Genomic DNA, 22416 nt, shown 5'->3' with positions numbered 1-22416 from the left:
TCGGCATCATGGACGCAGCCAAGCAAGGCCGGGAACTCGTCGCGGACTATGAGTTGCCCGAAGTGCCATGCGGTGTTCCTCCGCGGATCAATACGTACTACCCAACCATTCGAGAGCGGCACGCCGCCTGGGTTTACCAATTCGTGCCGCCGCTGCACCCCGGAACGCTTCAGCGCGGCATCGCGCAGATGGACGCGATGTACGACTCGCTGGTGTTTCCGGACGGCGTGCCGGAACGGGTCTGCAACCACGCCTGCCTGACGACGATGATCATCGATTGCGACGATCTCGCCCAATTGAAGATGGCGCTCTTTGACCAGATCGCCGAGGGCCAGGCCAGCGATCCGCACAGCCTGGCCTTTGCCGATGTCTGGTCCACCTTCAGGAAAAACGCTCCCACCGAGGCGCTCTACCGGCGCATCCGGTCCGCATGGCGAGACTGGCTGGATGCGGTGGCAACGGAGAATCGGCTGCGCCGCGGCGGTAATGTGCCGGACGTGGAAACCGTCTTGCATCTGCGCCAGACCTCGGTGGGCCTGAGACCCTATTTCATCGCCGTCGAGTATGTCCTGGACGCGGATCTTTCCGACATCACCCAGGACCCCGACGCATTGCGCGCCGTGGAAGCCGGCATCACGCACATCGAGCTGGTCAACGATCTGTATTCGTACCGCAAAGAGTACTTCCACGACGACAGCATCAATACGGTCGCCGCGCTGCGCCGCTTCCACGGCTTCAGCCTGCAGGACGCCATCGACCGCGTGTATGGGCGTCTGCACGAGTTGAACCGCGAACTGGAGGCCCTGACTTCCACCCTGTCCGAACGGTATGCGCGGCATCCCGACGGCACCCGCGCCAGGCAGTGCTTCGACGCTTATCGGTCCCTGGTGGCGGGAAACGTCCAATGGCATCTGGAAACGCCCCGCTATAACGGCAGGGGCTATGTCTGGGATGGGCGCCGTTCTCGCCGGATCACGTCCGACAGCATCCTGGCTCCGGTGGACCCCCTGTAGCCGGCGCAGGCCGGACTTTCTCGAGCGCTCTAGCCAACCCATGAAGCTGCCTGAAATCAACTGCCCCTTCCCCAGCGCCATCCACCCGGATGCGCAGGAAGCGGATATCCAGTCCATCGCCTGGATGAGAGGGTTGCGGCTGTGCCCGAACGAGGAAGAGCGCCTGCGGCTCGAACGCACCGGCTGCGGCAAGCTCGCGGCGCGCATCGTTCCGCACGCCAGCAGACAAACGCTGCAGATCGTTTCGGATTTCTTTATCTGGAACGTGTCGTTCGACGACGAGTATTGCGATGAAGGCCCGCTCAGCACCCAGCCGGGAGAGCTTGCCCAGGTTCTTGCGCGCATGCTGCGCGCCATCGATACGCCGGAAGCCGCGGTGTTCGCCGACGACCGGTACGCCTGCGCGATGCGTGAAATCCGCCTGCGATTGGAAGAGCACGCAACCACTGTGCAACTGCATCAGTGGCTCGAGACCATGCGGGGTTGGTTCTTCGCGGAAGTCTGGAAGGCGGGCAACGTGGCCGCGCATCGGACGCCCTCGCTGGAGGACTACGCGGTCCTCAGGCTTTACAGCGGAGGCGCGCTCGCATTCCCGGTGCTTGCGGCCATTGCCGAGGGCTACGATCCGCCGCTGCACTGGCTGCAGAGCCGTCCGGTGCGCGCGTTGACCGAAATGGCGGCGACGCTCTGCACCTGGGCCTCGGACATCGTCTCCTATGAGAAAGAGCTACGCCGCGAAATAGGCGGGCATAACCTCGTCTGCGTGGTTCAGCACCAGTTCGCATGTACGGCCCCGGCCGCCCTGGATGCCGCGGCCGCGATGTATCACGAGATCATGGAATTGTTCGTGCGCCTCTACGGCCACGTCAGCCTCTCGTCCCGCGACATCCCGGGCGCGCAGCAGTATTTGCGCAGTCTGGGCTATCTGGTGCGCGCATCGGTGGACTGGTGCCGCAGCTCGGAACGCTACGCGGCGCCTGACCCTGGGGCGCCGCTCATCGCCGCCGGCGGCGTCCGGGACAGCCTTCCGGCCCGCGCTGCGATGGCTCGCGCCGCCGCCCTGGGAACGATCAGTTGGTGGTGGCGATACGATCCGTTGCGCGCATCCGGACGCGACGGCAACGGCCCATCAGCCTAACGCTCACGAACATTAAAAATGACCGATAACCCGCTGCCCGTTCATGTGCTGTCCCCGCCGCCGCCGTATCCCGACGGCTGGTTTGTCCTGTGCCGCAGCGAAGACCTCAAACCCTCGGCCGTATTGAACGTCCCTTTCATGGGAGAGGACGTGGTTCTTTATCGGACGAAAGCGGGCATCGCGCGGGCGATCGAACCATTCTGTCCCCACCTGGGCGCGCATTTGGGGCACGGAGGCAAGGTCGAAGGGGAAGAAATCGTTTGTCCGTATCACCGGTTTGCGTTCGCGCCGGACGGCCGGTGCGTGCGGACCGGCTTCGATACCGCGCCTCCCGACGCGGGGCTTCGCTTGCTGGAGATGCGGGAGCAGAACGGTTGCATCTTCGTATGGTGGAGCTTTTCAGGAGAGCCGCCTCATTGGGAAATGCCTGAGCAGGACCTGGAGGGCTTCTCGCCGTCGCTCACGTGCCGTTTCGATGTGTCGGGCCATGTGCAGGACGCCGTTGAGAATTTCGCCGACGTCACGCACTTCAAGTTCATCCATAAATGGGACAACTGCGTCATCAAGGATATTGGATTCGACCAGCATCTCATGAAGGTGGAGATTTCGGCCACTTCCTGGGGGCTGCCGGTGAGCCTGCGGCTGGCCTGCCACGGACTGGGCTGCATTCTGGCGGAAAGCGAACTCATCCCGTTCGGTGTCACGACAAGATTCATGGTCGCCGCGACGCCCATGCACGCCGGCGCCTGGACCTTCCGGGTCACGGATGCCTTGCGGGTCAATCGCTTCATGAAGCTTCCGGGGCCGCTGCGCAGGATGCTCCATGCCATGAGCATTCACCTCGCGCACCGCTGGACGGTAAGCCAGATCAAACCGGATGTTGCCGTGTGGAATCACAGGCGGTATCTGGTTCGTCCCAAGCTGACCGCCCAGGACAAGTCGATCGTGGAGTTCCGGCGCTGGTCCCGGCAGTTCTACCGCACCGGGTCCACCGCTTTCACTCCGACATCGGATCCTGGAACTGCGAGCACTTGACCTGCACCAGCTTCCGATCCTGCAGGCGCAGCGCCGTCAGCGACCCTCCCCACACGCAACCGGTGTCCAGGCAGATCACGTCCGGGCGCTGCAGCAGCCCCAGCGTCGACCAGTGACCGAAAACCGTCGTGACGTCGCGGGTTGCGCGGTTGGGGACGTCGAACCACGGGACCAGCCCGGACGGCCAGGCGCCCGGCGTCACCTTGGTGGCGAATTCCATGTGGCCGTTGGGCGTGCACAGCCGGATCCGCGTGAGCGCGTTGATGATGACCCGCATCCGCTTGCCGCCCTTGTGGTCTTCCTTCCACGTGGCCGGCTCGTTGCCGTACATCTTTTGCAGCGCCTTCTGCCAATTGGGGCCGCGTAGCGCGTCCTGCACTTCGCCGGCCAGGGCCAGCGTCTTGGCGACGTCCCACTTGGCCAGCGTGCCGGCATGGACCAGCAGGTGGCCTTGCTCGAAATGCGCCAGGGGACGGAACCGCAGCCAATTCAGCAGGTCGGCCGCGTCCGGCGCGCGGAGGATGTCCTCGAGCGTGTCGGATTTGGACGGCTTGCGCACGCCGGCGGCCGCGGCCAGAAGATGCAGGTCATGGTTGCCCAGCACCACGGTCGCGCGGTCGCCCAGGTCGATCACGCGCCGCAGGGTTTCGAGCGACTGCGGGCCGCGATTGACCAGATCCCCGGCAAACCAGAAGCGCGATTGGGGGTCGCCGACCAGTTCGGGGTGGGACAGCAAGCGATCCAGCGGTGAGCAGCAACCCTGCACATCGCCGATCATCCAGATACTGCCGTTCATGCGGGACTTTTGCTCCAAGGCCAACGTTGCTGGAGGATACGGGTGATGGTGTGGCGGTATTCCATGTAGCTCATGGCGCCCAGCGCCAGGGCCATGGCGCCCAGATTCGGGCCCAGAGCGGTCAGCCAGGGCGGCCACTTGCCCAGCATGCCCACGTTTAGGGCAAGCTGGTTCAACATGAAGAAGCCCACGCCCAGCAGGATGCCCACGAAAACCTTGGCGCCGACGCCGCCGCGGCGGGTCTGCATCAGTCCGATGGGAGCGGCGATCGTAATCATGACCAGCAGGGTGAATGGGTAAGCCAGTTTGCGCCACAAGGCCACAACCTGTCGACCATATTGGAGCTGGTTGTTGCGCAAATAGTCCACATAGTCCAGCAGCGTGACGATCGACATGCGCTCCGGGGTCAGCACGCGCGCCAGCAGGCGTTCGGCGCTCAGCGTGGTGTCCACGGTGCGCTCGGGCAGCTTCACCACGGTGGCGGGCGGGTTCTTCGGCGGGCGCGCGTTGGCCAGCGCTTCGGAGGCCTCGGCGTCCAGCCGCGTCTCGGACACGTCCTTGAGCACCAGGTCGCCATGGGCGAACAGGCCGAACGGGGCGGTCGACAGCGCGGAAAGCGTCAGGTCTTTCTGGAATTCGTAGAGCATCACGCCGGCCACCTGGCCGTCGCCCTTCAGTTCGGCGATGTTGATGATGCGCGTGCCGCCATTGGCGGTGGGTTCCTTGAACCAGTAGCCGCTCTTCAGACGATCGCCGCCGGCTTTGCCGCGGAACATCAGGTTGGCCTCGCCGGTTTTTATCTCGGCCCACGGCGTGACATATTCGGACAACAGGCCCGCACCGATCATCAGGGGGATCGTGACCACCCACAGCATCCGCAACAGGCGCATGCCGCTGACGCCGGACACCCGCAGGATGACGAGTTCGTTGCGCTGGGCCAGTCCGGCCAGCGCCAGGATGGCGCCGATCAGCAGCCCGATGGGCAAAAGGTCGTAGAGACGGGTGGGGATCGCCAGCGCCTGCATGTAGAGCAGGGCCATCATGGAGAACTTGTCGCCCACGTTGTCCAGGTCGTCCACCAATGCGAAGAACGTGAAAAGCCCCAGCAGGGCCAAAAGGACCACTGCGCAAGAGCGATAGATCTCGCGGGCAAGGTAACGACGTGCGGTACGCATGTAAATGATAAAGGGAGTGGAGCGCGTAAACGTGAAAGCTTAACAAATCCCGCTGCTCAGGGTGGGACGGCCAGACCTATTCTTCCGGTTTTCGGGTCAGGGGATATCAACCATCTGCATCCGGCGCGTCAGCGTGCCGACCCGGGAGTTCAGATAGTTGGATTTGCGGTGGCTGTCGTAGAAGCGCGGGTTGGGCAGCATCGCGGCCAGCCGGGCCGACTGGCTGGCCCCCAGATTGGCGGCCGAGGTATTGAAATAATGCTTGGCGGCAGCCTGGGCGCCGAACACGCCCACTCCCCATTCGGCCACGTTCAGATACAGCTCCAGGATGCGTTCCTTGCTCATGACGTGCTCGATCATGTAGGCCAGGACCAGCTCTTGCCCCTTGCGCAGATAGCTGCGGGAACCAGACAGGAACAGGTTCTTGGCAAGCTGCTGGGTAATGGTGGAGCCGCCGCGCATCTTGGTGCGCCCGGCTTCTTCCTGCTTCTGGTTGTATTCCCAGGCCTTGCGGATGGCGTCCCACTCGATGCCGTCGTGCCCGGTGAAATTGGAGTCTTCCGATGCGACGACCGCGCGCTTGAGCGTGCGGTTGATCTTGTCGTAGGGCACCCATTCGTACTTCAGTTCGAATGCGGGGTTGGTTTCGCGCAGGCGGGACAATTCTTCGCGCATCATCGCGCTGCTGCCGGGGTTCTGGTAGTTGTACCAGACGACCTGCGCGAACAGCCAGAACTGATAAAGCAGGACAGCGCACACCAGCGCCATCAGAATGCCGGTGGTGACCCGAAACCAATGCCTGCCTTTTCCCTGGCGGTCCGTGCGCTTGGCCATGCCGCTCAATGTCCCGCCACGAGCGCCTCGCGCAGCGCCGTCAGCACTGGCGCGGGGTCGGGCCGCACGCCGTGCCAGATGAAGAAGCTCTCGGCGGCCTGGCCCACCAGCATGCCCAGGCCGTCGGCCGTCAGCGCGGCGCCATCGGCCTCGGCCTGTTTCATGAAGGCGGTGGGCTGGGCGCCGTACATCATGTCGTAGCCGGCCGCGCCGGCCGCGTACAGGCCGGGGGGGAGGTCGGGGGCTGCGTCCTGCAGTCCGCTGGCCGTGGCGTTGACGACCAGGTTCCAGCCGCCGGTGATGGCGGCGTCCGCCAACGCGCCCGCCGTCACCTGGGTCGGGGGCGATACGCCGCTCTCGCGCCAGGCAGTGGCCAGTGCCTCGGCGCGGGCGGCCGTGCGGTTGACGATATGGATGCGGGCGCAGCCGGCTTCGGCCAGCGGCTGCAGCACGCCGCGCGCGGCGCCGCCCGCGCCCACCAGCAGCACGGACGCGCCGGCCAGGCGCACGCCCAGGCGCAGCAGGTCGGATACGAGCCCGACGCCGTCGGTATTGCAGCCGTGCCAGGCGCCGTCGCGCCAGGACAGGGTGTTGACCGCGCCGGCCAGCCGCGCGCGGCTGGACAAGTGGCCGGTGGACAAGGCATAGGCGTCCAGCTTGAACGGCACCGTCACGTTCAGGCCCAGCCCGCCCTCGGCCACGAAGGCGGCGACGGCCTCGGCGAAGCCGTCCACCGGCGCCAGCAGGCGCTCGTAGCGCAGCGGCTTGCCGGTCTGCTGGGAAAACAAGGCGTGGATCTGGGGCGAGCGGCTGTGCGCGATGGGATTGCCGATGACGGCGTAGCGGGCTAGGGAAGTCGCCTCGGTCATTGGGCTTGGGTTTCCAGGGTGTCGTTGACGAAATGCCAGGTGCGGGTGATGACCAGCACGTCCGTATCGCGGGCGATATCGGGGGGGAATGGGGGGAAGGGGGCGGCAAGCTGGACGATGCGGCGGGCCGCCTGGTTCAGGACGGCGTGCGGCGAGGGCTGGTCGATCTCGACATTGGCGATGCTGCCGTCGGCGCGCACCGATACCGTGATGCGCAGCGACCCGTAGATGCGTCCGCGCGCCTCGTCCGGGTAGTGCTGGGTGCCGACCGCCTCGATGCGGGTGCGCCAGGCATCCAGGTAGGCGGCGTAGCGCGACGCTTCGGCGGAGGGGGCGACGAATTGCTTGCGGGGTTCGGCGTTGTATTGCTGGACCCGCGCCGCCAGGGCCGCTACCTGGGCGTTCTGGATGACGCTGGCCTGATCCTGGGAATCCTGGCCCAGGTCGGCGCCGTCCGGCCACGGATTGACCGCCTGGCGCTCGGTGCCGGCGTTGTGCGGGGAGCGCAATTGCGTCATCAGCCGGGTCTGCTCGGCCTCAAGCTGCACCTGACGGCGGCGCATGGCCTCCAGCACGATGGTTTCGGCCGACTCGCCGGTCTGGGGCAGGGGGGTAGTGGACAAGCCGCGCTCGGCGTTGCCGCCGCCGGCCATCTGGTTCTGCGCCTGGGCGCGGGGGGCGTCCGGCGGCTTTTCGCTGCGGGCATTGAGCAGCACGACTTCCAGGCTGGTGACGGGCGGCCGCGTCAGGGCGGGCGCGCCAAAACGCCACGCCAGGGCGCCGGCGTGAACCAACAACGATATTGCGATGCCGATGCGCAGGTAGTGCTGGGCGGGGGCGCCCAGCCACCAGAGGTAACGGCTCAGCGTGGAGGGGGAGTCAAGGCGTTGCACCAAGGCATTGTAAGGCGAGTCCAGGTCCGCCGCGTGGTCCGTCCGGGGCTGTAACAGCTCTCGGACGGACGGTCTAGGACAGCATCAAGCGGATGCCCTAGGGAAGACCCAGACCTTGTCCGCGGGCAGCGCCAGGCGGCATGGGCCGGGCTCGCGGCCCTCCGGGCCATAGGCGCGCAAGGCCAGCGTGCGGGCGGGATCGGCGTCCGGCGTGCGGAACAGATACTCCCAGCGATCTCCCAGGTACATGCTGGTCAGGAGCGGCATGTCGACGTGGTTGCCGTCCGCGTCGTCCGCCAGGCGCACCTGCTCCACCCGGATGACCGCGGTGGCGTCCTGGCCCTGGGCGACGCCGGCGCCGGCCTTGCCCCACAGCGCCCAGCCGCGGCCTTCGATCCGTGCCTGCCCGTCGCGCAGTTCGGTCACTTTGCCGTCCAGCCGGTTGTTGCTGCCCATGAATTCGGCGGTGAACAGCGTGGATGGCGACCCGTACATTTCCTGCGGTGTGCCCTGCTGTTCGATCTTGCCGTTGTTCAGCAGCAGGATGCGGTCGGAAATGGCCATGGCTTCGCTCTGGTCGTGCGTCACCATCAGTGCCGACAGCCCCAGGCGGATGATCAGCTCGCGCAGGAAGGCGCGCGCTTCCTCGCGCAGCTTGGCATCCAGGTTTGACAGAGGTTCGTCCAGCAGGATGACGGGCGGGCTGTACACCAGCGCGCGGCCGATCGCCACGCGCTGCTGCTGTCCGCCGGATAGCGCGTGCGGATGGCGCTGGCCCAGCTTGCCCAGGCCCAGCTGGTCCAGCACCGCCTGCACGCGCTCGCGCACTTCGGCTCCCGATGTCTTGCGCAGCTTGAGCGGGTAGGCGACGTTCTCGAACACGGTCTTGTGCGGCCACAGCGCGTAGGACTGGAACACCAGGCCCAGGTTGCGTTCCTCTGCCGGAATCTCCTGGCGCGCGCCACCGTCGTAGACGACGCGGTCGCCGATGGTGATGCGGCCCCGCTTGGGGCCTTCCAGGCCGGCCACGGCGCGCAGCAAGGTCGTCTTGCCACTGCCGGAGGGGCCCAGCAGCGATACCACTTCACCCTGGCGCAATTGCATCGACACGCCCTTGAGCACCGGGTTGTCGCCGTAGTCCAGATGCAGGTCTTCTACAGAAAGCTCAATCATGAAGTTTGACTCCGAATCGCAACGCGACGCCCAGGCCGATCACGACCAGAACGATATTGATGAAGGAAAGCGCGGCCACGATGTCGATGGCGCCGGAAGCCCACAGCGACACCAGCATGGACCCGATGGTCTCGGTGCCGGGCGACAGCAGATAAACGCCGGTGGAGTATTCGCGCTCGAAGATCAGGAACATCAGCAGCCACGAGCCGATCAGGCCGTACTTGGCCAGGGGCACCGTGACGTGGCGGGTGACCTGGCCGCGGCGCGCGCCGGCGCTGCGGGCGGCTTCTTCCAGTTCCGGCCCCACCTGCAGCAGGGTCGACGAGATCAGGCGCAGGCCATAGGCCATCCATACGACCGTGTAGGCGATCCACACGCTGAAGATCGTGCTGCGCATGGCGCGCAGCCACTCGACGAAGTTTTCGCGCAGCCACTCCGCAAAGGGCAGGGCCGACAGCCAGCCGTTTTCGTCCACGTCGAGCGCGTTGTCCAGCCACATCGGCACGAACAGGAACACCCACAGGAACGCCAGGCCAGCCAGCAGGCCCGGCACCGCGCGCGGCACCAGCACGCTGTAGTCCATGAAGCGCGTGACATTGTCGGGCTTGCGGTGCATCGCCAGGCCTACGAACATGTAGCACATCACCGCCAGCGCGCCGCCGATCACGCCGATCGCCACCGAGTTCACGATCGCGCGCATCAGGTTGGGCTGCGAGAACACCGTATGGAAAGCATCCAGCGACAGCACGTCCAGCAGCGATACACCCATACCCCAGTTGGACACGAATGCGCGCAGCAGCACGCCCATCAGCGGCACCACCACAGTGACCAGCAGCCACAACGCCACCACCGCGCCGGCCAGCCAGCGCCACTTGCCCAGCGGCAGCGGGCGCGCGCGCGAAGCCTTGCCCTTGACGGTCACGAAGCGGTTAGCGGTGCGCATCAAGCGGCGCTGCAGCATCACCAGCGGTATCGTCATGCAGATAAGCACCACGGCCACGGCGGCCATCAGGTGATAGGACGGGATGCCCAGCTTGTTGGTCAGCTTGTACAGGTATGTCGCCAGCACCAGGTTGCCTTCCGGGTCGCCCAGCACCAGCACCAGGCCGAATACCTCCAGGCCCAGGAAAAACAGCAGCACGGTGGCGTACAGCATGGCCGGGCGCACCATCGGCAGGCTGACCGACACCATCACGCGCAGCGGCGTGGCGCCCGCCACGCGAGCGGCCTCTTCCACGTCCGAGCCCATGCTGCGCAGCGCCGACGAGATGTACAGATAGGCGTGCGGCACGTGCGTCAGGCCGGCGATGATGACGATGCTGGTCAACGAATAGACGTTCCAGGGCACGAACCCCAGGATGTTCTGCGCCCAGATCGAGAAAAAGCCCACCGGGCCGGCCGCGACCACGTAGCCGAAGCCCAGCACCATGGGCGACACGAATACCGGCACCAGGATCAGCGGTTCGATCCACCGGCGGCCGGGCAGGTCGGTGCGGATCATCAGGAACGCCAGCATGCCGCCCAGCGGTATGGCGATGATGGCCAGCCCGAAGGCCAGGATAAGGCCGCTACGCAGCGCCTTGTAGAAATCGGGGTCCGCGAAGATGAAGCGGAATGCATCCAGGCTGAACGCCTTGGACGGAGCAAAGAAGGGCGCGGAGAGAAAGCTCTGGACGATGATGAACGACAGCGGGACGTAGATGGCCAGTGCCGTGATCAGCACCACCACGCCGCGTGGCAGGGACTGCCATTTTCTGCGCAATGACTGCATGGAGAATCCTGTGGTCTTGAATGACGCGACGGTCACGCCGCCGGAGGGGACGAACCCGCCCCGGGGGCGGTCGGGCGGGCGGCATGCCGCCCGCTACGCGCGCGGCGGGTCGGGGCAAGCGTGCTGCCCCGAACCCGCGCGGCATCATTTGCCCGTCGCCGCCCGCCATTGCTTGATGAATTCCAGGCGCTTGTTCTGCTCCAGGTAGTCCAGCAGCGTTTCGTTGACCGGAATCGGCTTGAGCGAAGCGCCCAGCTTCTTGGTCATGCCGTCCACATCGTTGTCACCGTCGATGTCGTCGCGCACGGACGCCAGATCGGCCTGGTTGGCCATGATTGCCTGGCCCTTCTGCGACAGCAGGTAGTCCATCCACAGCTTGGCGGCGTTCCTGTTCTTTGCCTTCTTGCTGATGAACGCCACGCGCGAGAGGACCAGCGCGTAGTCGGTCGGGTAGGCCACGCCCAGCGACGGGTCGGTCTTGGCGCGTGTTTCGGCGTAGGAACCCAGGATGTTGTAGCCGATCAGGTTTTCGCCCGACGACACACGTTCCATCATGGTGCCGGTGGACGACTGCACGATCAGGCCGCCCGCGCCGATGCCCTTGAGCGTCTCGAAGTACTTCGGGTCGTTGGCCTTGTCCTGCACCGCCAGCATGAAGCCGACCGCGGACTTCTCGATGTCGTAGGTGGTGACCTTGTTCTTGAACTTGTCGGGCTGGCTGGCGATCAGCTTGGCCAGGGCGCCGTGCGTGGTCGGCACTTCGTTGGCGGGAATCAGTCGCTTGTTGTAGATGAAAACGGCCGGCTCGTACGTGGTGCCGTAGGCCGAGTCCTTCCAGATGGCCCAGGCCGGCAGCTTGCTCGCTTCGGGCGACTTGTACTGCAGTGCGTAGTCGGTGGCCAGCTTCAAGGCCGAATCCATCGACGAGCTCCAGACGATGTCGCCGCTGCCGCCGCCCGCCGCCTGTTCGCTGATGTACCGGTTGTACAGCTCGGTGCTGTTCATGTCGTTGTATTCGACCTTGATGCCGGGATACAGCGCTTCAAAGCCCTTGATGATGGGGCCGGCGGCCTTGGTGTCGGTGGTCGAGTAGATGACGACCTTGCCTTCCTTCTTGGCGCCGTCCAGGATTTTCTGGTAGTCGGCCGGGTAACCCGCCGGCACGGCTTGCGCGCAGGCGCTGCCGGTGGCGATGGCGAATGCGGCGGCGCAGGCGGCCGCCAGGTGGGACTTGGCAAGCATGGGTGTAGTCTCCGATTTGGAATTGGCATCAGCCGGATCTCGGTCCAGCCTGCGGCCATCTTAGGAGCGGGCGTCTGTCGTCGTCCTGTCATGGCGGCCGGCGGCGCCTAGGGGATATCCCTTGGCGGCCACCGGCTTACGGCCGTTGCGGCGTATCCGTAACCAGCCGGATCCAGTTCTGCACGAACCGTGAATGCCGCCGCTGGTCCAGCCCCACCAGCAGCGCCGGGCTCAGCACCACCGGCTGCACGATGCCTTGGGAGCGGGCCAGCACCGCTTCGGAGGTCCAGCGGCCCGGCGTGTCTTCCATGATGGAGCCCAGCGCCGCGTGGCTGGATGCCACCTGCTGGCCGGCGGGTGAAAGCAGCCAGTCGACCAGCGCGCGGCCCAGGTCCGGATTCGGCGCGGTGCGCGCGATCAGCACGGAACGGGCCAGCACCAGCACGTAGTCCTGCGGGAAGACCACGCCGATCGCATGGCCGGCGGCCTGGCGCGAAAGGGCATAGGAGCCAAGGACGTTGTAGCCGATGTCCAGTTCGTCGCGCTCGATGGCGTCCAGGATCTCGGCGCTGGTAGCGGCCAGCCGAACGCCTGCCTGGCCCATGGCGTTGGCCAGCCCCCAGAAGTTGGAGGACACCAATTCATCCTGTTCGGCCAGCAGATAGCCCACGCTGCTGGCGGCGATGTCGTAGGTCCCGATCCGTCCGCGCAGGCGCGCGGGCTCCCGTTCCAGCAGGCGCAGCAGGTCTTGGCGCGAACGGGGCACCGCGGCCTCTGCGAAGCGCTTGGGGTTGTAGACGATGACGGCGGGTTCGAAGGTAAAGCCGTAGACCTCATGGCGCCAGACGGCCCATGATGGAAGCTTGGCGGCATACGGGGAGGCATGGCTCAGCGCGTAGCCGTCGTTGGCAAGCCGGATCTGCAGGTCCGAGGCCGAGCTCATCAGCACGTCCACGTCTTTCAGGCGGCCTTCGATGGCCGCTTCGTAGAGTTCGCGGCTGCCCATTTCGCGGTACACGACGCTCACGTCCGGCCGGTGTGACTGGAAGCCCTGGATCAGCGGCGCGACCACCGGCGTGTCCGTCGGACCGGCGATGGTCAGCACGCGGGAGGAGGTTTGCGGCGCGGGGTAGCGGGTGACGATTTCAGGAATGCCGGCGGCATGGACCTGGGCGGGTTGCGCGGTCAGCAACAGGCCGGCCGCGCACAGGGCGGCCACCCCTGCGCCCAATCCCGCGGCCAGCGCGCGTCCCGGTGTCGACCGCGCCAGCGGCAGGACGACGCGGGCGGTCAGTCCGCCGCCCGGCCGGTCCAGCAGCCACAGCGACCCGCCATGAGCCGCGGCAACCGAGCGGACAATGGCCAGTCCCAGCCCCGATCCGGGCAGGGACTCGCCCGCGCGGCCGCGGGCGAACCGTTGCTGCACTGCGTCTTTCTCGTCGTCGGCCACGCCGGGCCCGCGATCGGATACGGTCAGCGCCACCCGGTATCCGGCCACGGGCGTGGCCTGAATGTCCACGGGGCCCTCGGGCGCGTAGCGCAAGGCGTTGTCCACCAGGTTGCGCAGCATCTCCCGCAGGGCGACGCGATCGCCGCTGACCCGGGCGCGGCGGACTTCCGGCGCGATCGCAATGCGCAGCCGCCGCGCGTCCAGCGGACCGATCCGGCGCCGCGTCTCGTTGATGGTCTCCGCCACGCCCACGGGCACTCGCGCACCCTTGCCCAGGCGGTGGGTGATGGTGGCGTCCATCAGCAGTTGGTTGATCAACTGGCTGGCATGCGTGGCGTTCAGGTGGATACGTTCCAGTCTTGCGTGCAGCCGTTGCGGATCGGTCTCGTCCAGCGCGACCTCGGCCTGCGCGCGCAGCGACGCCAGCGGGGTGCGCACCTGATGCGCCGCATCGGCCACCAGCGTGTTCAGCGTGTCCATGGTGCCGGACAGCCGCTGCATGAATGCGTTCAGCGCCTCGATCAGCCGCCGCACTTCGCGCGGGACGGGCTTGACCAGGGGCGCCAGGTCGTCGGGCGCGCGGCGCCGCAATTCGCGTTCGACGACGGCCAGCGGCGCGAAGGCGCGCTGCACGCCGAACCACAGCAGGCCCAGCGCTACCAGCGACACCACGACCAGCGGCAGCACGCTGCGTCCCAGGATCTCGCTGGCCAGGGCCTCGCGCGAGCCCAGTGTTTCGGCCACCCGCAAGGTGACCCAGCCGGCGTGCTGGCTGGCGGATACCAGCCGCCCCACGGTGGCGACGCGGACGGGATCGCCGTGATAGTGCAGATAGGCGAAAACGGGCGTCGCGGATTGCGCTAGCGGCAAACCGGGCGCCAGGTCGGCGTAGCCGGTGATCAGGCGGCCATTGGATGTGCGCGCTTCATAGAACACGCGCTCGCCCGCCGACAGCATGGCCAGGGACGATACGGGCGGTTCGACCGTGACATTGTTGTCTTCGATCTGCACTGAGCCGGCGATGGTCAGCGCGGAGGCAGCCAGCAACCGGTCAAAGGCCTGCTCCGCGGCCCGCTGGGCGTAGCCGCGCAGGAAGAACACCAGGCCGATCAGGGCGCAGGCCAGCAGCAGCACGCCCAGCGTGAAGATGCGCCGGCGGATGGAAAAGCTCTCAGGGATGCTCATGGCTGCGGGCCTGGTAGCCGACGCCGCGCACAGTGACGATATCGATCGAGGCGCCCGCCAGCTTCCTGCGCAGCCGCGATATCAGCAGTTCCAACGCATTGAGCGACCCGTCGTCCAGGTCGAACAGTTGGTTCATGAGGCGTTCCTTGGCGACGGTCTGGCCCAGTTTTCCAACCAGGATCTCCAGCAGGCGGAATTCCCGCCGCCCCAACTCCAGTGGCGCGCCCGAGAGCTCAACGTTGCGGTTGGCGAAATCCAGGCTGAGGTTGCCGTAGCGGGTGACGCTGCTGGTCTGCCCGGCGGGGCGCCGCAACAGCGCGCGCAGCCGAGCCTCCAGTTCACGCAGGTCGAAGGGCTTGACGAGATAGTCGTCCGCGCCGAGGTCCAGCATGTCGATCTTGTCTTCGATTTCCGCGCGCGCGGTCATCACCAGCACCGGCGCTTCCAGGCCGGCGGCGCGCAATTCGCGGATGATGGTGAAGCCGTCCTTGCCGGGCAGGTTGATGTCCAGGACCAGGGCATCCCAGGTTTCATCCAGCCCCCAGCGCGACGCCGCCATACCGTCGCGCACCCACTGCACGCTATGGCCGGCCGAGCGCAGCTTGCTCTCCACGGCATCGCCCAGATCGAGGTTGTCCTCGACCAGCAGAATGCGCATGTTTGCTCCTCCCGGGTTGTTATGGCTTTTGGGGGGAGTTTAACGGGGAGAGGGCGGTGCGGGGAGCGCCCGCACCGCATGCAAGATCAAGAAGCCGCCGCGTCCTCGGCAGCCTCAACCTTCACCTGCCCCACATACCGGCAATCCAGTTCCAGGGACAACTCGTCCATCCCCAGAATATCGATCTCGACGGCCGTGCCGCGTTCCAGCTCCGGCATGCCGCCCACCCGCGTGACCAGCGGCGCGTTGGCAAAGCGCACCAGATCGTCGCGCAGGACGTGGGCCACCGTGCGGGTCACGCCGTTCTGCTTCAGCCAGCGCAGGCACCAGTAGCGTTCCATCGCGCTCTGGAACTCGGCCCAGGCCGCGTATTGCGCGTCGAAGGCGCCGATGATGGCGAACAGGTCCGCGTCGCGCGGCTTGAAGGGGGCGATCAGGCGCGCCGACACGCCGTGCTCGACCGCGGCGATCAGTTGCCATTGATTGACCAGGTCGACATAGCGGCGCAGCGGCGACGTGCTCCAGGCGTACTGCGGCACGCCGATGGCCTCGTGCGGCAGCGCCTGCGTGCTCATGCGCACGCGCCCCGCCTGTTGCGACCGGTAGATGCCCGGCACGCCATGCTGGTTCAGCAAGCCGCCCCACAGGTTGTTGGCCAGGATCATGTATTCGGCCACCATGCGGTCCAGCGGCGCATTGCGCTGGCGCGGGACCAGGCGCACGGTGGTGTCGGGGTCGTCGGGGTTGCCGTCCAGGTAGAAGCTGTATTCCACCCGTGAGTTGTTTTCCGGCTTGCCGCGCACGTTCTCGCGCTGCGCCGACAGCGCCTGCGCCAGCTTCCAGAGGGGGCGCAGCCAGTGGCCGTAAGGCAGCTCCGCCGACGGATCGGCCAGGCTGGCTTCGGTGACATGGGCGTCCAGCATGTTGTGGCGCAGGTTCTCGCGCACGACGATGCGTTCCAGGCGCGTTTCCGATTCGATGACCTCGCCGGTCTCCGGGTCGGCCACGACGTACAGCGACAGCACGGGCACTTCGCGGCCCGCGTCCAGCGAAAACGCCTTGATGACGCTGTCGGGCTGCATCGGGATCTTGTCGCCCGGCATGTAGACCGTGGACAGGCGCGCGCGGGCCAGCTTGTCGAACTCGCTGTCGCGGGTGACGGTCAGGCCAGGCGCGGCCACGTGGATGCCGACGCGCAGGCGGCCGTCGGGCAGGGTGGTGACGGACAGCGCGTCGTCGATTTCGGTGGTCGTGACGTCATCCACCGAGTAGACCTCGGCGTCCGACAACGGCAGTTCGCGGTCGACGGGCGGCAGTTCCAGGTCGGGGAAGGCCAGTCCTCGCGGGAAGTTCACCGCCAGGAAGCGGCGCTTGTGCAGCGCCAGCGCATGCGGCCAGGCGCCCAGTTCGAGCAGCAGACGGTCGGGGCTTTTGCCCAGCTTGGCGCAGGCGGCGTCCAGCGCCTTCCATTGCTGCGAATTCTTGTCCGGACGGATCAGGAGCGACTCGGCGGCCTGGGCGATGGGTTCGGGCAGGCGGCCGGCGGCCATGTCGTCGACCCATTCCTGCTGCTGTTCGGCCTGGCGCTGCTTCTTGTCCAGGGCGGCCAGCGCGGCGGCCAGGATGTCAGGCGGGGCGGGACGGTAGCGGCCCTTGCCGCGGCGGTGGAAGTACGCCGGCGCGCCGTGCAGGCGCATCAGCAGCGCGGCCTGTTCGACGGGCGTGGGGGCGTGTCCGAAGTAGTCTGTGGCCAGGGCGGGCGAGTCGAATTCTTCCTGGGGCGCGCATTCCCACAGGAATTGCAGGTCCAGCGATTCAGCGGTGGCGGCCGCCTGGCTCATCAGCGCGGCCGGTTCGGGCGCGGCGAAGTTGAACAGGGTATTGGCGCGCTTGATCTTGCTGCGCTTGCCCGAGTCCGACTCCACCTGAAGGCTGGCGTCGGTCTCGGACAGGATGTTGCCGGCCTTGAAGCTGCCGTCGTCTTCGTAAAACACATACATGGTGGGGATCGTCCTGGGCGGCGCGCACGCGCCGCCTTGCGCAGCTATATAGAGAGTTGAGGTTTGATACTGATTATTGAGGGCGAACCTGCTTGTCGCCAAGGGCGAATTCAAGCACTTCGGGCATCCATTCCGCGAAATCGGACAAACCGTGGTCGCTGCCTTGCACGATACGCTGGCGGCAGCCGGCATACCGATCGCGCATTTCACGCCAGTCCAGCACCTCGTCGCCGGTCGCGGCCACCAGGAAATACCGGTCGGGCAGCGTGATGCGCGGGGCATGGATGGCGGCCAGTTCGTCCACATATTCAGGCAAAAAAACGAACGGCGCGTCGGAATGATACATGTGGTGCTCGCCGACCTGGGTCGCGAGGTCCCGGGCGGCCTGCACCGCCGGATTCAGGAGCACCGCCTTGCAGCCCAGTTGCTCGGCGATCCAGGTGGCGTAGAAACCGCCCAACGAGGATCCGATCACGGTCAGGCTGCGCGGGTCCGCGCAGCCCTCCAGCCGGGACGTGGCGATGCCCATGGCAAGCGCCATGGCTTCGCGGGGGCTGGCGGGCAACTGCGGGCAGGCCCAGTCCGCGGACAGGCGGCGCCCGGCCATGGCGTCGGCCATCATCCGGGCCTTGAAGGACTCGGGCGAGGAACGGAAACCGTGTAGATAGAGGATCATTGCTTGCCGTTCCCGTCGTGCGTTGCTGGAACCCGCCGAAAAATCAGCCGCGCGCCTGCAGGGCGTCCAGCAGCTTGCCGTGTATGCCGCCGAAACCGCCGTTGCTCATGACCAGTACCTGGTCGCCCGGGCGGGCGGCGCCGGCGACGGCATCCACCAGCGCGCCGATGTCGTCGTAGCTGGAAGCCCGGTCGCCCAGAGGCGCCAGCACCTCGGCGGGATTCCACCCGAGCGCGTGCTTGCCGCCCTGGGCGCCGAAGCAGAACACCAGGTCGGCGTCGGCCAGGGCATCCGGCAGGCGGGCCGCCATGGTGCCAAGCTTCATCGTATTGGAACGCGGCTCCAGCACAGCCAGGATACGCGCCGGGCCGACCTGGCGGCGCAGGCCTTCCAGCGTGGTGGCGATGGCGGTGGGGTGATGGGCGAAATCGTCGTAGACCTTGATTCCGGTGACCGTGCCGCGCAGCTCCATGCGGCGCTTCACGCCGGCAAATCGCGTCAGCGCGGCGATGCCCTGTTCCACCGGCACGCCCGCATGCTCCGCCGCGGCCAACGCCGCCAGCGCGTTCATGCGGTTGTGCTCGCCCGTGAGGTTCCATCGCACCGTGCCGGCGTCCACGCCGCCGCGCCGCACGCCAAAGGCGCCGTCGGCGTCCGGCGCGGTGGCCTGCCACGCGCCATCCGGGCCGAACGTGACGGTATCCGACCAGCATCCGCGCGCAATCACGCGGTCCAGTGCATCGGAGCGGGCGGGTCGCACGATGCGGCCCGAGCCAGGTATCGTGCGCACCAGATGATGGAATTGGGTTTCGATCGCGGCCAGATCGGGAAAGATGTCGGCGTGATCGTATTCCAGGTTGTTCAGGACGGCGGTTCGGGGGCGATAGTGGACAAACTTGGACCGCTTATCGAAAAACGCGGTGTCGTACTCATCCGCTTCGATCACGAAGGGGCGGCGGGCCGGGTCGTAGCGCGCTGATACGTGCAGGTCCTGCGCCACGCCGCCGATCAGGAAGTTGGGGGCCATGCCCGCGGCCTCCAGCACCCACGCCAGCATCGAGCTGGTGGTGGTTTTGCCATGGGTGCCCGCCACCGCCAGCACATGCGCGCCGGGCAGGATGTTGTCGCCCAGCCATTGCGGGCCAGATACATAGCGCGCGCCGGACTCCAGTATGGCTTCCATCAGCGGGTTGCCGCGGCTGACCACGTTGCCGATGACGTACAGGTCTGGCTTGAGGGCCAGTTGTTCGGCGCCGAACCCTTCGATCAGCGCGATGCCCTGTTCGGACAGTTGCGTGCTCATCGGGGGGTAGACCCCCGCGTCGCAACCGGTGACTTTGTGGCCGGCCGCCCGCGCGATCAGCGCCAAGCCGCCCATGAACGTACCGCAGATGCCAAGAATATGCAGGTGCATTGAAAACTCTCCTGTCCTGCATTGTATATATAGCGGGCGGGCGGGCCGACGGGGCGGGGCCTTGGGCCTGTGCGGCGAAAAACGTCCGCAACGGTTATGATCGCGCCATGAATCGACGCCTACTTCTTTCCGCCGGCGTGGCGGTGGCCGCCACGGTTGCGGGCGGCTTGACCTTGTTTGGCCGCAAACCCGAAGCCCCCGCGGCTGCGCCGGCTGCCGGCGATCCTGTCGCCGCGCTGGTGCAGATGAAGCTTCCGGACCTGAGTGGCGCGTCGCATTCGCTGGCCGATTGGAAAGGCCAGCCCATGGTGGTGAATTTCTGGGCAACCTGGTGCGCGCCGTGCGTAAAGGAAATGCCCGCGCTCGATGCCTTGCAGAAAAAATACCCGAATGTCCGATTTGTCGGCATCGGGGTGGATTCTGCGGCCAACATGCAAAAATTTGCCGAGAAAGTCCAGGTTTCCTACCCCTTGTGGGTAATCGGCGCGGGTGCCATCGATACCCTGCGGAAGCTGGGAAACCCTAGCGGTGGCCTGCCTTTTACTATTGTTTTCAACGAAGATGGCGGAATTAACCGGAAAATATTGGGCGAAATACAGCCCGATGATCTGGACAAGACCCTATCCGGTTTAAAGGCGTAAGTCTGTTGGACAAATAGTATGAATTGGCGTAAAAAGCTGGTTTATCGGCTGTTTTGCCAACAATTGGCAATCCACTCACTGGCAAGCGCATGGCGCAAAACATACTGGTATTGCATGGCCCGAACCTGAACCTGCTGGGCACCCGGGAACCTCATATCTACGGCAGTCTGACGCTGCTCCAGATCAATGAGCGTCTCGAGTTGCTTGCGGGGGAATTGGGCGCCAGGCTGACCGCCTGGCAAAGCAATCACGAGGGTGCGCTGGTTGACCGCATTCAGGCGGCCCGGCAAGACGGCACGGACTTCATCATCATCAACGCAGCGGCATATACGCACACCAGCGTCGCAATTCGCGATGCGCTGGCTGGGGTCGCGATCCCATTTATTGAAGTACATTTGTCCAATCTGTATAAGCGAGAGCCCTTCAGGCATCACTCTTATCTGTCCGACTTGGCGCAAGGCCTGATTTGCGGCCTGGGCGCGGACGGCTACGAGGCGGCTCTGCGTTACGCAGCGCGGCACTGATCTCGCACCAAACTCATCGCTTTTACATCTTATACGGCGCGGACCCCACGCTGGGACGCCGCCGACACTATCTCGGGAAGCAGCTCTATGGATCTTCGAAAACTCAAAACCCTGATCGACCTGGTGGCTGAATCGGGCATCGCCGAGCTGGAAATCACCGAAGGCGAAGGCAAGGTAAGAATCGTCAAGTTCTCGCAGACCTTGCAGCCCGTCGCCTACCACCAGCCCGAAGCCGGCGTGCCCGCCGCGCCCGTGGCCGCGGCGCCCGCTGCAGCGGCAGCGCCCGCCGCGCCGGTCATTCAGGGCCACGTCGTGAAGGCGCCGATGGTCGGCACGTTCTACCGTTCGCCGAATCCGGGCGCAGCCCCGTTCATCGACGTGGGCGCCACCGTCAAGGAAGGCGACCCGCTGTGCATCATTGAAGCCATGAAGCTGCTCAATGAAATCGAAGCCGACAAGTCCGGCGTCATCAAAGAAATCCTGGTCGAAAACGGTGAGCCCGTCGAGTACGGTCAACCCCTCTTCGTCATTGGCTGATAGCTGAAAATGTTCGAAAAAATCCTGATCGCCAATCGGGGCGAAATCGCCCTGCGCATTCAGCGCGCCTGCCGCGAGCTGGGCATCAAAACCGTGGTCGTTCACTCCGAGGCCGACCGCGAAGCCAAGTACGTGCGCCTGGCCGATGAATCCGTGTGCATCGGGCCCGCGCCGTCGCGTGAAAGCTACCTGAACATGCCGGCCATCATTTCGGCCGCCGAAGTCACGGATTCCGAGGCAATCCACCCGGGTTACGGGTTCTTGTCCGAAAATGCCGACTTCGCCGATCGCGTCGAAAAAAGCGGCTTCGTGTTCATCGGCCCGCGTCCCGACACCATCCGCCTGATGGGCGACAAGGTCAGCGCCAAGCGCGCCATGATCGAAGCCGGCGTGCCGGTGGTGCCCGGTTCCGAAGGCGCGTTGCCCGACGATCCGCAGGAAATCGTTCGCATTGCGCGCGAAGTCGGCTATCCGGTCATCATCAAGGCGGCTGGCGGCGGCGGTGGCCGCGGCATGCGCGTGGTGTACACCGAGGCCGCGCTCCTGAATGCCGTCACCATGACCCGTTCCGAGGCGGGCGCCGCGTTCAACAACCCGGAAGTCTATATGGAGAAGTTCCTCGAGAACCCGCGCCATATTGAAATCCAGGTGTTGGCCGATGGCGGACGCAACGCCGTCTGGCTGGGCGAACGCGATTGCTCCATGCAGCGCCGCCACCAGAAGGTCATCGAAGAAGCGCCGGCTCCCGGCGTCGCCCGGCGCCTGATCGAGCGCATCGGCGACCGCTGCGCCGACGCCTGCCGCAAGATGGGCTATCGCGGCGCCGGCACGTTCGAGTTCCTGTATGAAAACGGCGAGTTCTATTTCATTGAAATGAACACCCGCATCCAGGTGGAACACCCGGTGACCGAACTGATCACCGGCATCGACCTGGTGCAGCAGCAGATCCTGATTGCCGCCGGCGAAAAGTTCACTTTGCGCCAGCGCGACGTCGCGTTCAAGGGACATGCGATCGAATGCCGCATCAACGCGGAAGATCCGTTCCGCTTTGTGCCCAGCCCCGGCCGCATCACCAACTGGCACACGCCCGGCGGCCCCGGCGTGCGTATCGACTCGCATGCGTTCAACGGCTATTTCGTGCCGCCGAACTACGATTCGATGATCGCCAAGGTCATTACCTATGGCGATACGCGCGACCAGGCGCTGGCCCGCATGCGTATCGCGCTGTCGGAAATGGTCGTGGAAGGCATTTCCACCAACATTCCGCTGCATCGCGAAATGCTGCAGGATGCCCGCTTCATCGAAGGCGGCACCAGCATCCACTATCTGGAAAACAAGTTGGCGCAGCGTCCCTGACCAACGATCCGGGCTCTCAGGGAGCCCTTTTTTGTT

At 65.8% G+C, this 22416-nt stretch carries 20 protein-coding genes; 7 read left to right on the top strand and 13 right to left on the bottom strand.

The annotated features are described in order from the left end of the window. Positions 1-8 precede the first annotated feature (8 nt). From ASE30_RS25380 to ASE30_RS25370, 3 genes are read left to right on the top strand one after another with little or no spacing between them, the layout of a single operon-like run. Positions 9-1013 (top strand): terpene synthase family protein, encoded by a 1005-nt coding sequence (locus ASE30_RS25380; RefSeq protein ID WP_057287024.1) that lies wholly within the window; start codon positions 9-11, stop codon positions 1011-1013. 40 nt (positions 1014-1053) lie between these two features. Next, entirely contained in the window at positions 1054-2151 is a 1098-nt protein-coding gene (locus tag ASE30_RS25375; RefSeq protein WP_057287023.1) for a hypothetical protein, read from the top strand. 18 nt (positions 2152-2169) lie between these two features. Beyond that, on the top strand, positions 2170-3186 hold the full coding sequence (locus ASE30_RS25370) for a Rieske 2Fe-2S domain-containing protein (protein WP_057287022.1): 1017 nt from the start codon (positions 2170-2172) through the stop codon (positions 3184-3186). Here the strand turns inward: ASE30_RS25370 and ASE30_RS25365 are convergent. From ASE30_RS25365 to mpl, 13 genes are all read right to left on the bottom strand, one after another. After that, positions 3149-3982: a symmetrical bis(5'-nucleosyl)-tetraphosphatase gene (locus ASE30_RS25365; RefSeq protein ID WP_057287021.1), complete on the bottom strand. Its 834-nt coding sequence runs from the start codon at positions 3980-3982 to the stop codon at positions 3149-3151. The two genes, ASE30_RS25370 and ASE30_RS25365, sit on opposite strands and share 38 nt — an antisense overlap. Next, positions 3979-5157 carry an LPS export ABC transporter permease LptG gene (gene lptG, locus ASE30_RS25360; protein WP_057287020.1) on the bottom strand — a complete coding sequence of 393 codons (1179 nt, stop codon included), beginning with the start codon at positions 5155-5157 and terminating at the stop codon, positions 3979-3981. Before lptG ends, ASE30_RS25365 begins: the two co-directional genes overlap by 4 nt. Positions 5158-5253: 96 nt before the next feature. Beyond that, positions 5254-5991, bottom strand: a complete 738-nt coding sequence (mtgA, locus tag ASE30_RS25355) for a monofunctional biosynthetic peptidoglycan transglycosylase (RefSeq protein WP_057287019.1) — start codon at positions 5989-5991, stop codon at positions 5254-5256. A gap of 5 nt (positions 5992-5996) precedes the next feature. Beyond that, positions 5997-6860 carry a shikimate dehydrogenase gene (gene aroE / locus ASE30_RS25350; protein WP_057287018.1) on the bottom strand — a complete coding sequence of 288 codons (864 nt, stop codon included), beginning with the start codon at positions 6858-6860 and terminating at the stop codon, positions 5997-5999. Next, a complete protein-coding gene (locus ASE30_RS25345) occupies positions 6857-7753 on the bottom strand; it encodes a TonB family protein (protein ID WP_156407763.1) in 897 nt (298 codons plus the stop codon). The genes aroE and ASE30_RS25345 overlap by 4 nt, the downstream gene beginning before the upstream one ends. An 84-nt stretch (positions 7754-7837) precedes the next feature. Then, positions 7838-8926 carry an ABC transporter ATP-binding protein gene (locus ASE30_RS25340; protein ID WP_057287017.1) on the bottom strand — a complete coding sequence of 363 codons (1089 nt, stop codon included), beginning with the start codon at positions 8924-8926 and terminating at the stop codon, positions 7838-7840. Continuing rightward, positions 8919-10697 (bottom strand): iron ABC transporter permease, encoded by a 1779-nt coding sequence (locus ASE30_RS25335; protein ID WP_057287016.1) that lies wholly within the window; start codon positions 10695-10697, stop codon positions 8919-8921. The genes ASE30_RS25340 and ASE30_RS25335 overlap by 8 nt, the downstream gene beginning before the upstream one ends. Before the next feature lie 144 nt (positions 10698-10841). Beyond that, on the bottom strand, positions 10842-11939 hold the full coding sequence (locus ASE30_RS25330; protein ID WP_057287015.1) for an ABC transporter substrate-binding protein: 1098 nt from the start codon (positions 11937-11939) through the stop codon (positions 10842-10844). A gap of 136 nt (positions 11940-12075) precedes the next feature. After that, complete coding sequence (locus tag ASE30_RS25325; RefSeq protein WP_057287014.1) at positions 12076-14574, bottom strand: extracellular solute-binding protein; 2499 nt, start codon at positions 14572-14574, stop codon at positions 12076-12078. Beyond that, positions 14561-15232, bottom strand: coding sequence for a response regulator transcription factor (locus ASE30_RS25320; RefSeq protein WP_057287013.1), 672 nt, complete (start codon positions 15230-15232; stop codon positions 14561-14563). Before ASE30_RS25320 ends, ASE30_RS25325 begins: the two co-directional genes overlap by 14 nt. Positions 15233-15318: 86 nt before the next feature. Next, on the bottom strand, positions 15319-17232 hold the full coding sequence (locus tag ASE30_RS25315; RefSeq protein WP_057287012.1) for a ribonuclease catalytic domain-containing protein: 1914 nt from the start codon (positions 17230-17232) through the stop codon (positions 15319-15321). 73 nt (positions 17233-17305) lie between these two features. Next, positions 17306-17908 carry a YqiA/YcfP family alpha/beta fold hydrolase gene (locus ASE30_RS25310; RefSeq protein ID WP_057287011.1) on the bottom strand — a complete coding sequence of 201 codons (603 nt, stop codon included), beginning with the start codon at positions 17906-17908 and terminating at the stop codon, positions 17306-17308. 43 nt (positions 17909-17951) lie between these two features. Further along, positions 17952-19322 carry a UDP-N-acetylmuramate:L-alanyl-gamma-D-glutamyl-meso-diaminopimelate ligase gene (mpl, locus tag ASE30_RS25305; protein WP_057287010.1) on the bottom strand — a complete coding sequence of 457 codons (1371 nt, stop codon included), beginning with the start codon at positions 19320-19322 and terminating at the stop codon, positions 17952-17954. Positions 19323-19429: 107 nt separating this feature from the next. Here mpl and ASE30_RS25300 point away from each other — a divergent pair, with 107 nt between their 5' ends. From ASE30_RS25300 to accC, 4 genes are all read left to right on the top strand, one after another. Then, complete coding sequence (locus tag ASE30_RS25300) at positions 19430-19963, top strand: TlpA disulfide reductase family protein (RefSeq protein ID WP_057287009.1); 534 nt, start codon at positions 19430-19432, stop codon at positions 19961-19963. Positions 19964-20052: 89 nt separating this feature from the next. Further along, positions 20053-20487, top strand: a complete 435-nt coding sequence (aroQ, locus tag ASE30_RS25295; RefSeq protein WP_057287008.1) for a type II 3-dehydroquinate dehydratase — start codon at positions 20053-20055, stop codon at positions 20485-20487. Between the two features lie 87 nt (positions 20488-20574). Continuing rightward, positions 20575-21024: an acetyl-CoA carboxylase biotin carboxyl carrier protein gene (gene accB, locus ASE30_RS25290; protein ID WP_057287007.1), complete on the top strand. Its 450-nt coding sequence runs from the start codon at positions 20575-20577 to the stop codon at positions 21022-21024. A gap of 9 nt (positions 21025-21033) precedes the next feature. Continuing rightward, positions 21034-22380, top strand: coding sequence for an acetyl-CoA carboxylase biotin carboxylase subunit (gene accC / locus ASE30_RS25285; protein ID WP_057287006.1), 1347 nt, complete (start codon positions 21034-21036; stop codon positions 22378-22380). The last annotated feature ends 36 nt before the right edge of the window (positions 22381-22416 follow it).

Source organism: Achromobacter sp. Root83, assembly GCF_001428845.1.
Taxonomy (GTDB): Bacteria; Pseudomonadota; Gammaproteobacteria; order Burkholderiales; family Burkholderiaceae_B; genus Achromobacter.
The sequence above is the reverse complement of the archived record's forward strand: the minus strand, read 5'-3'. Positions and strand labels throughout refer to the sequence as shown.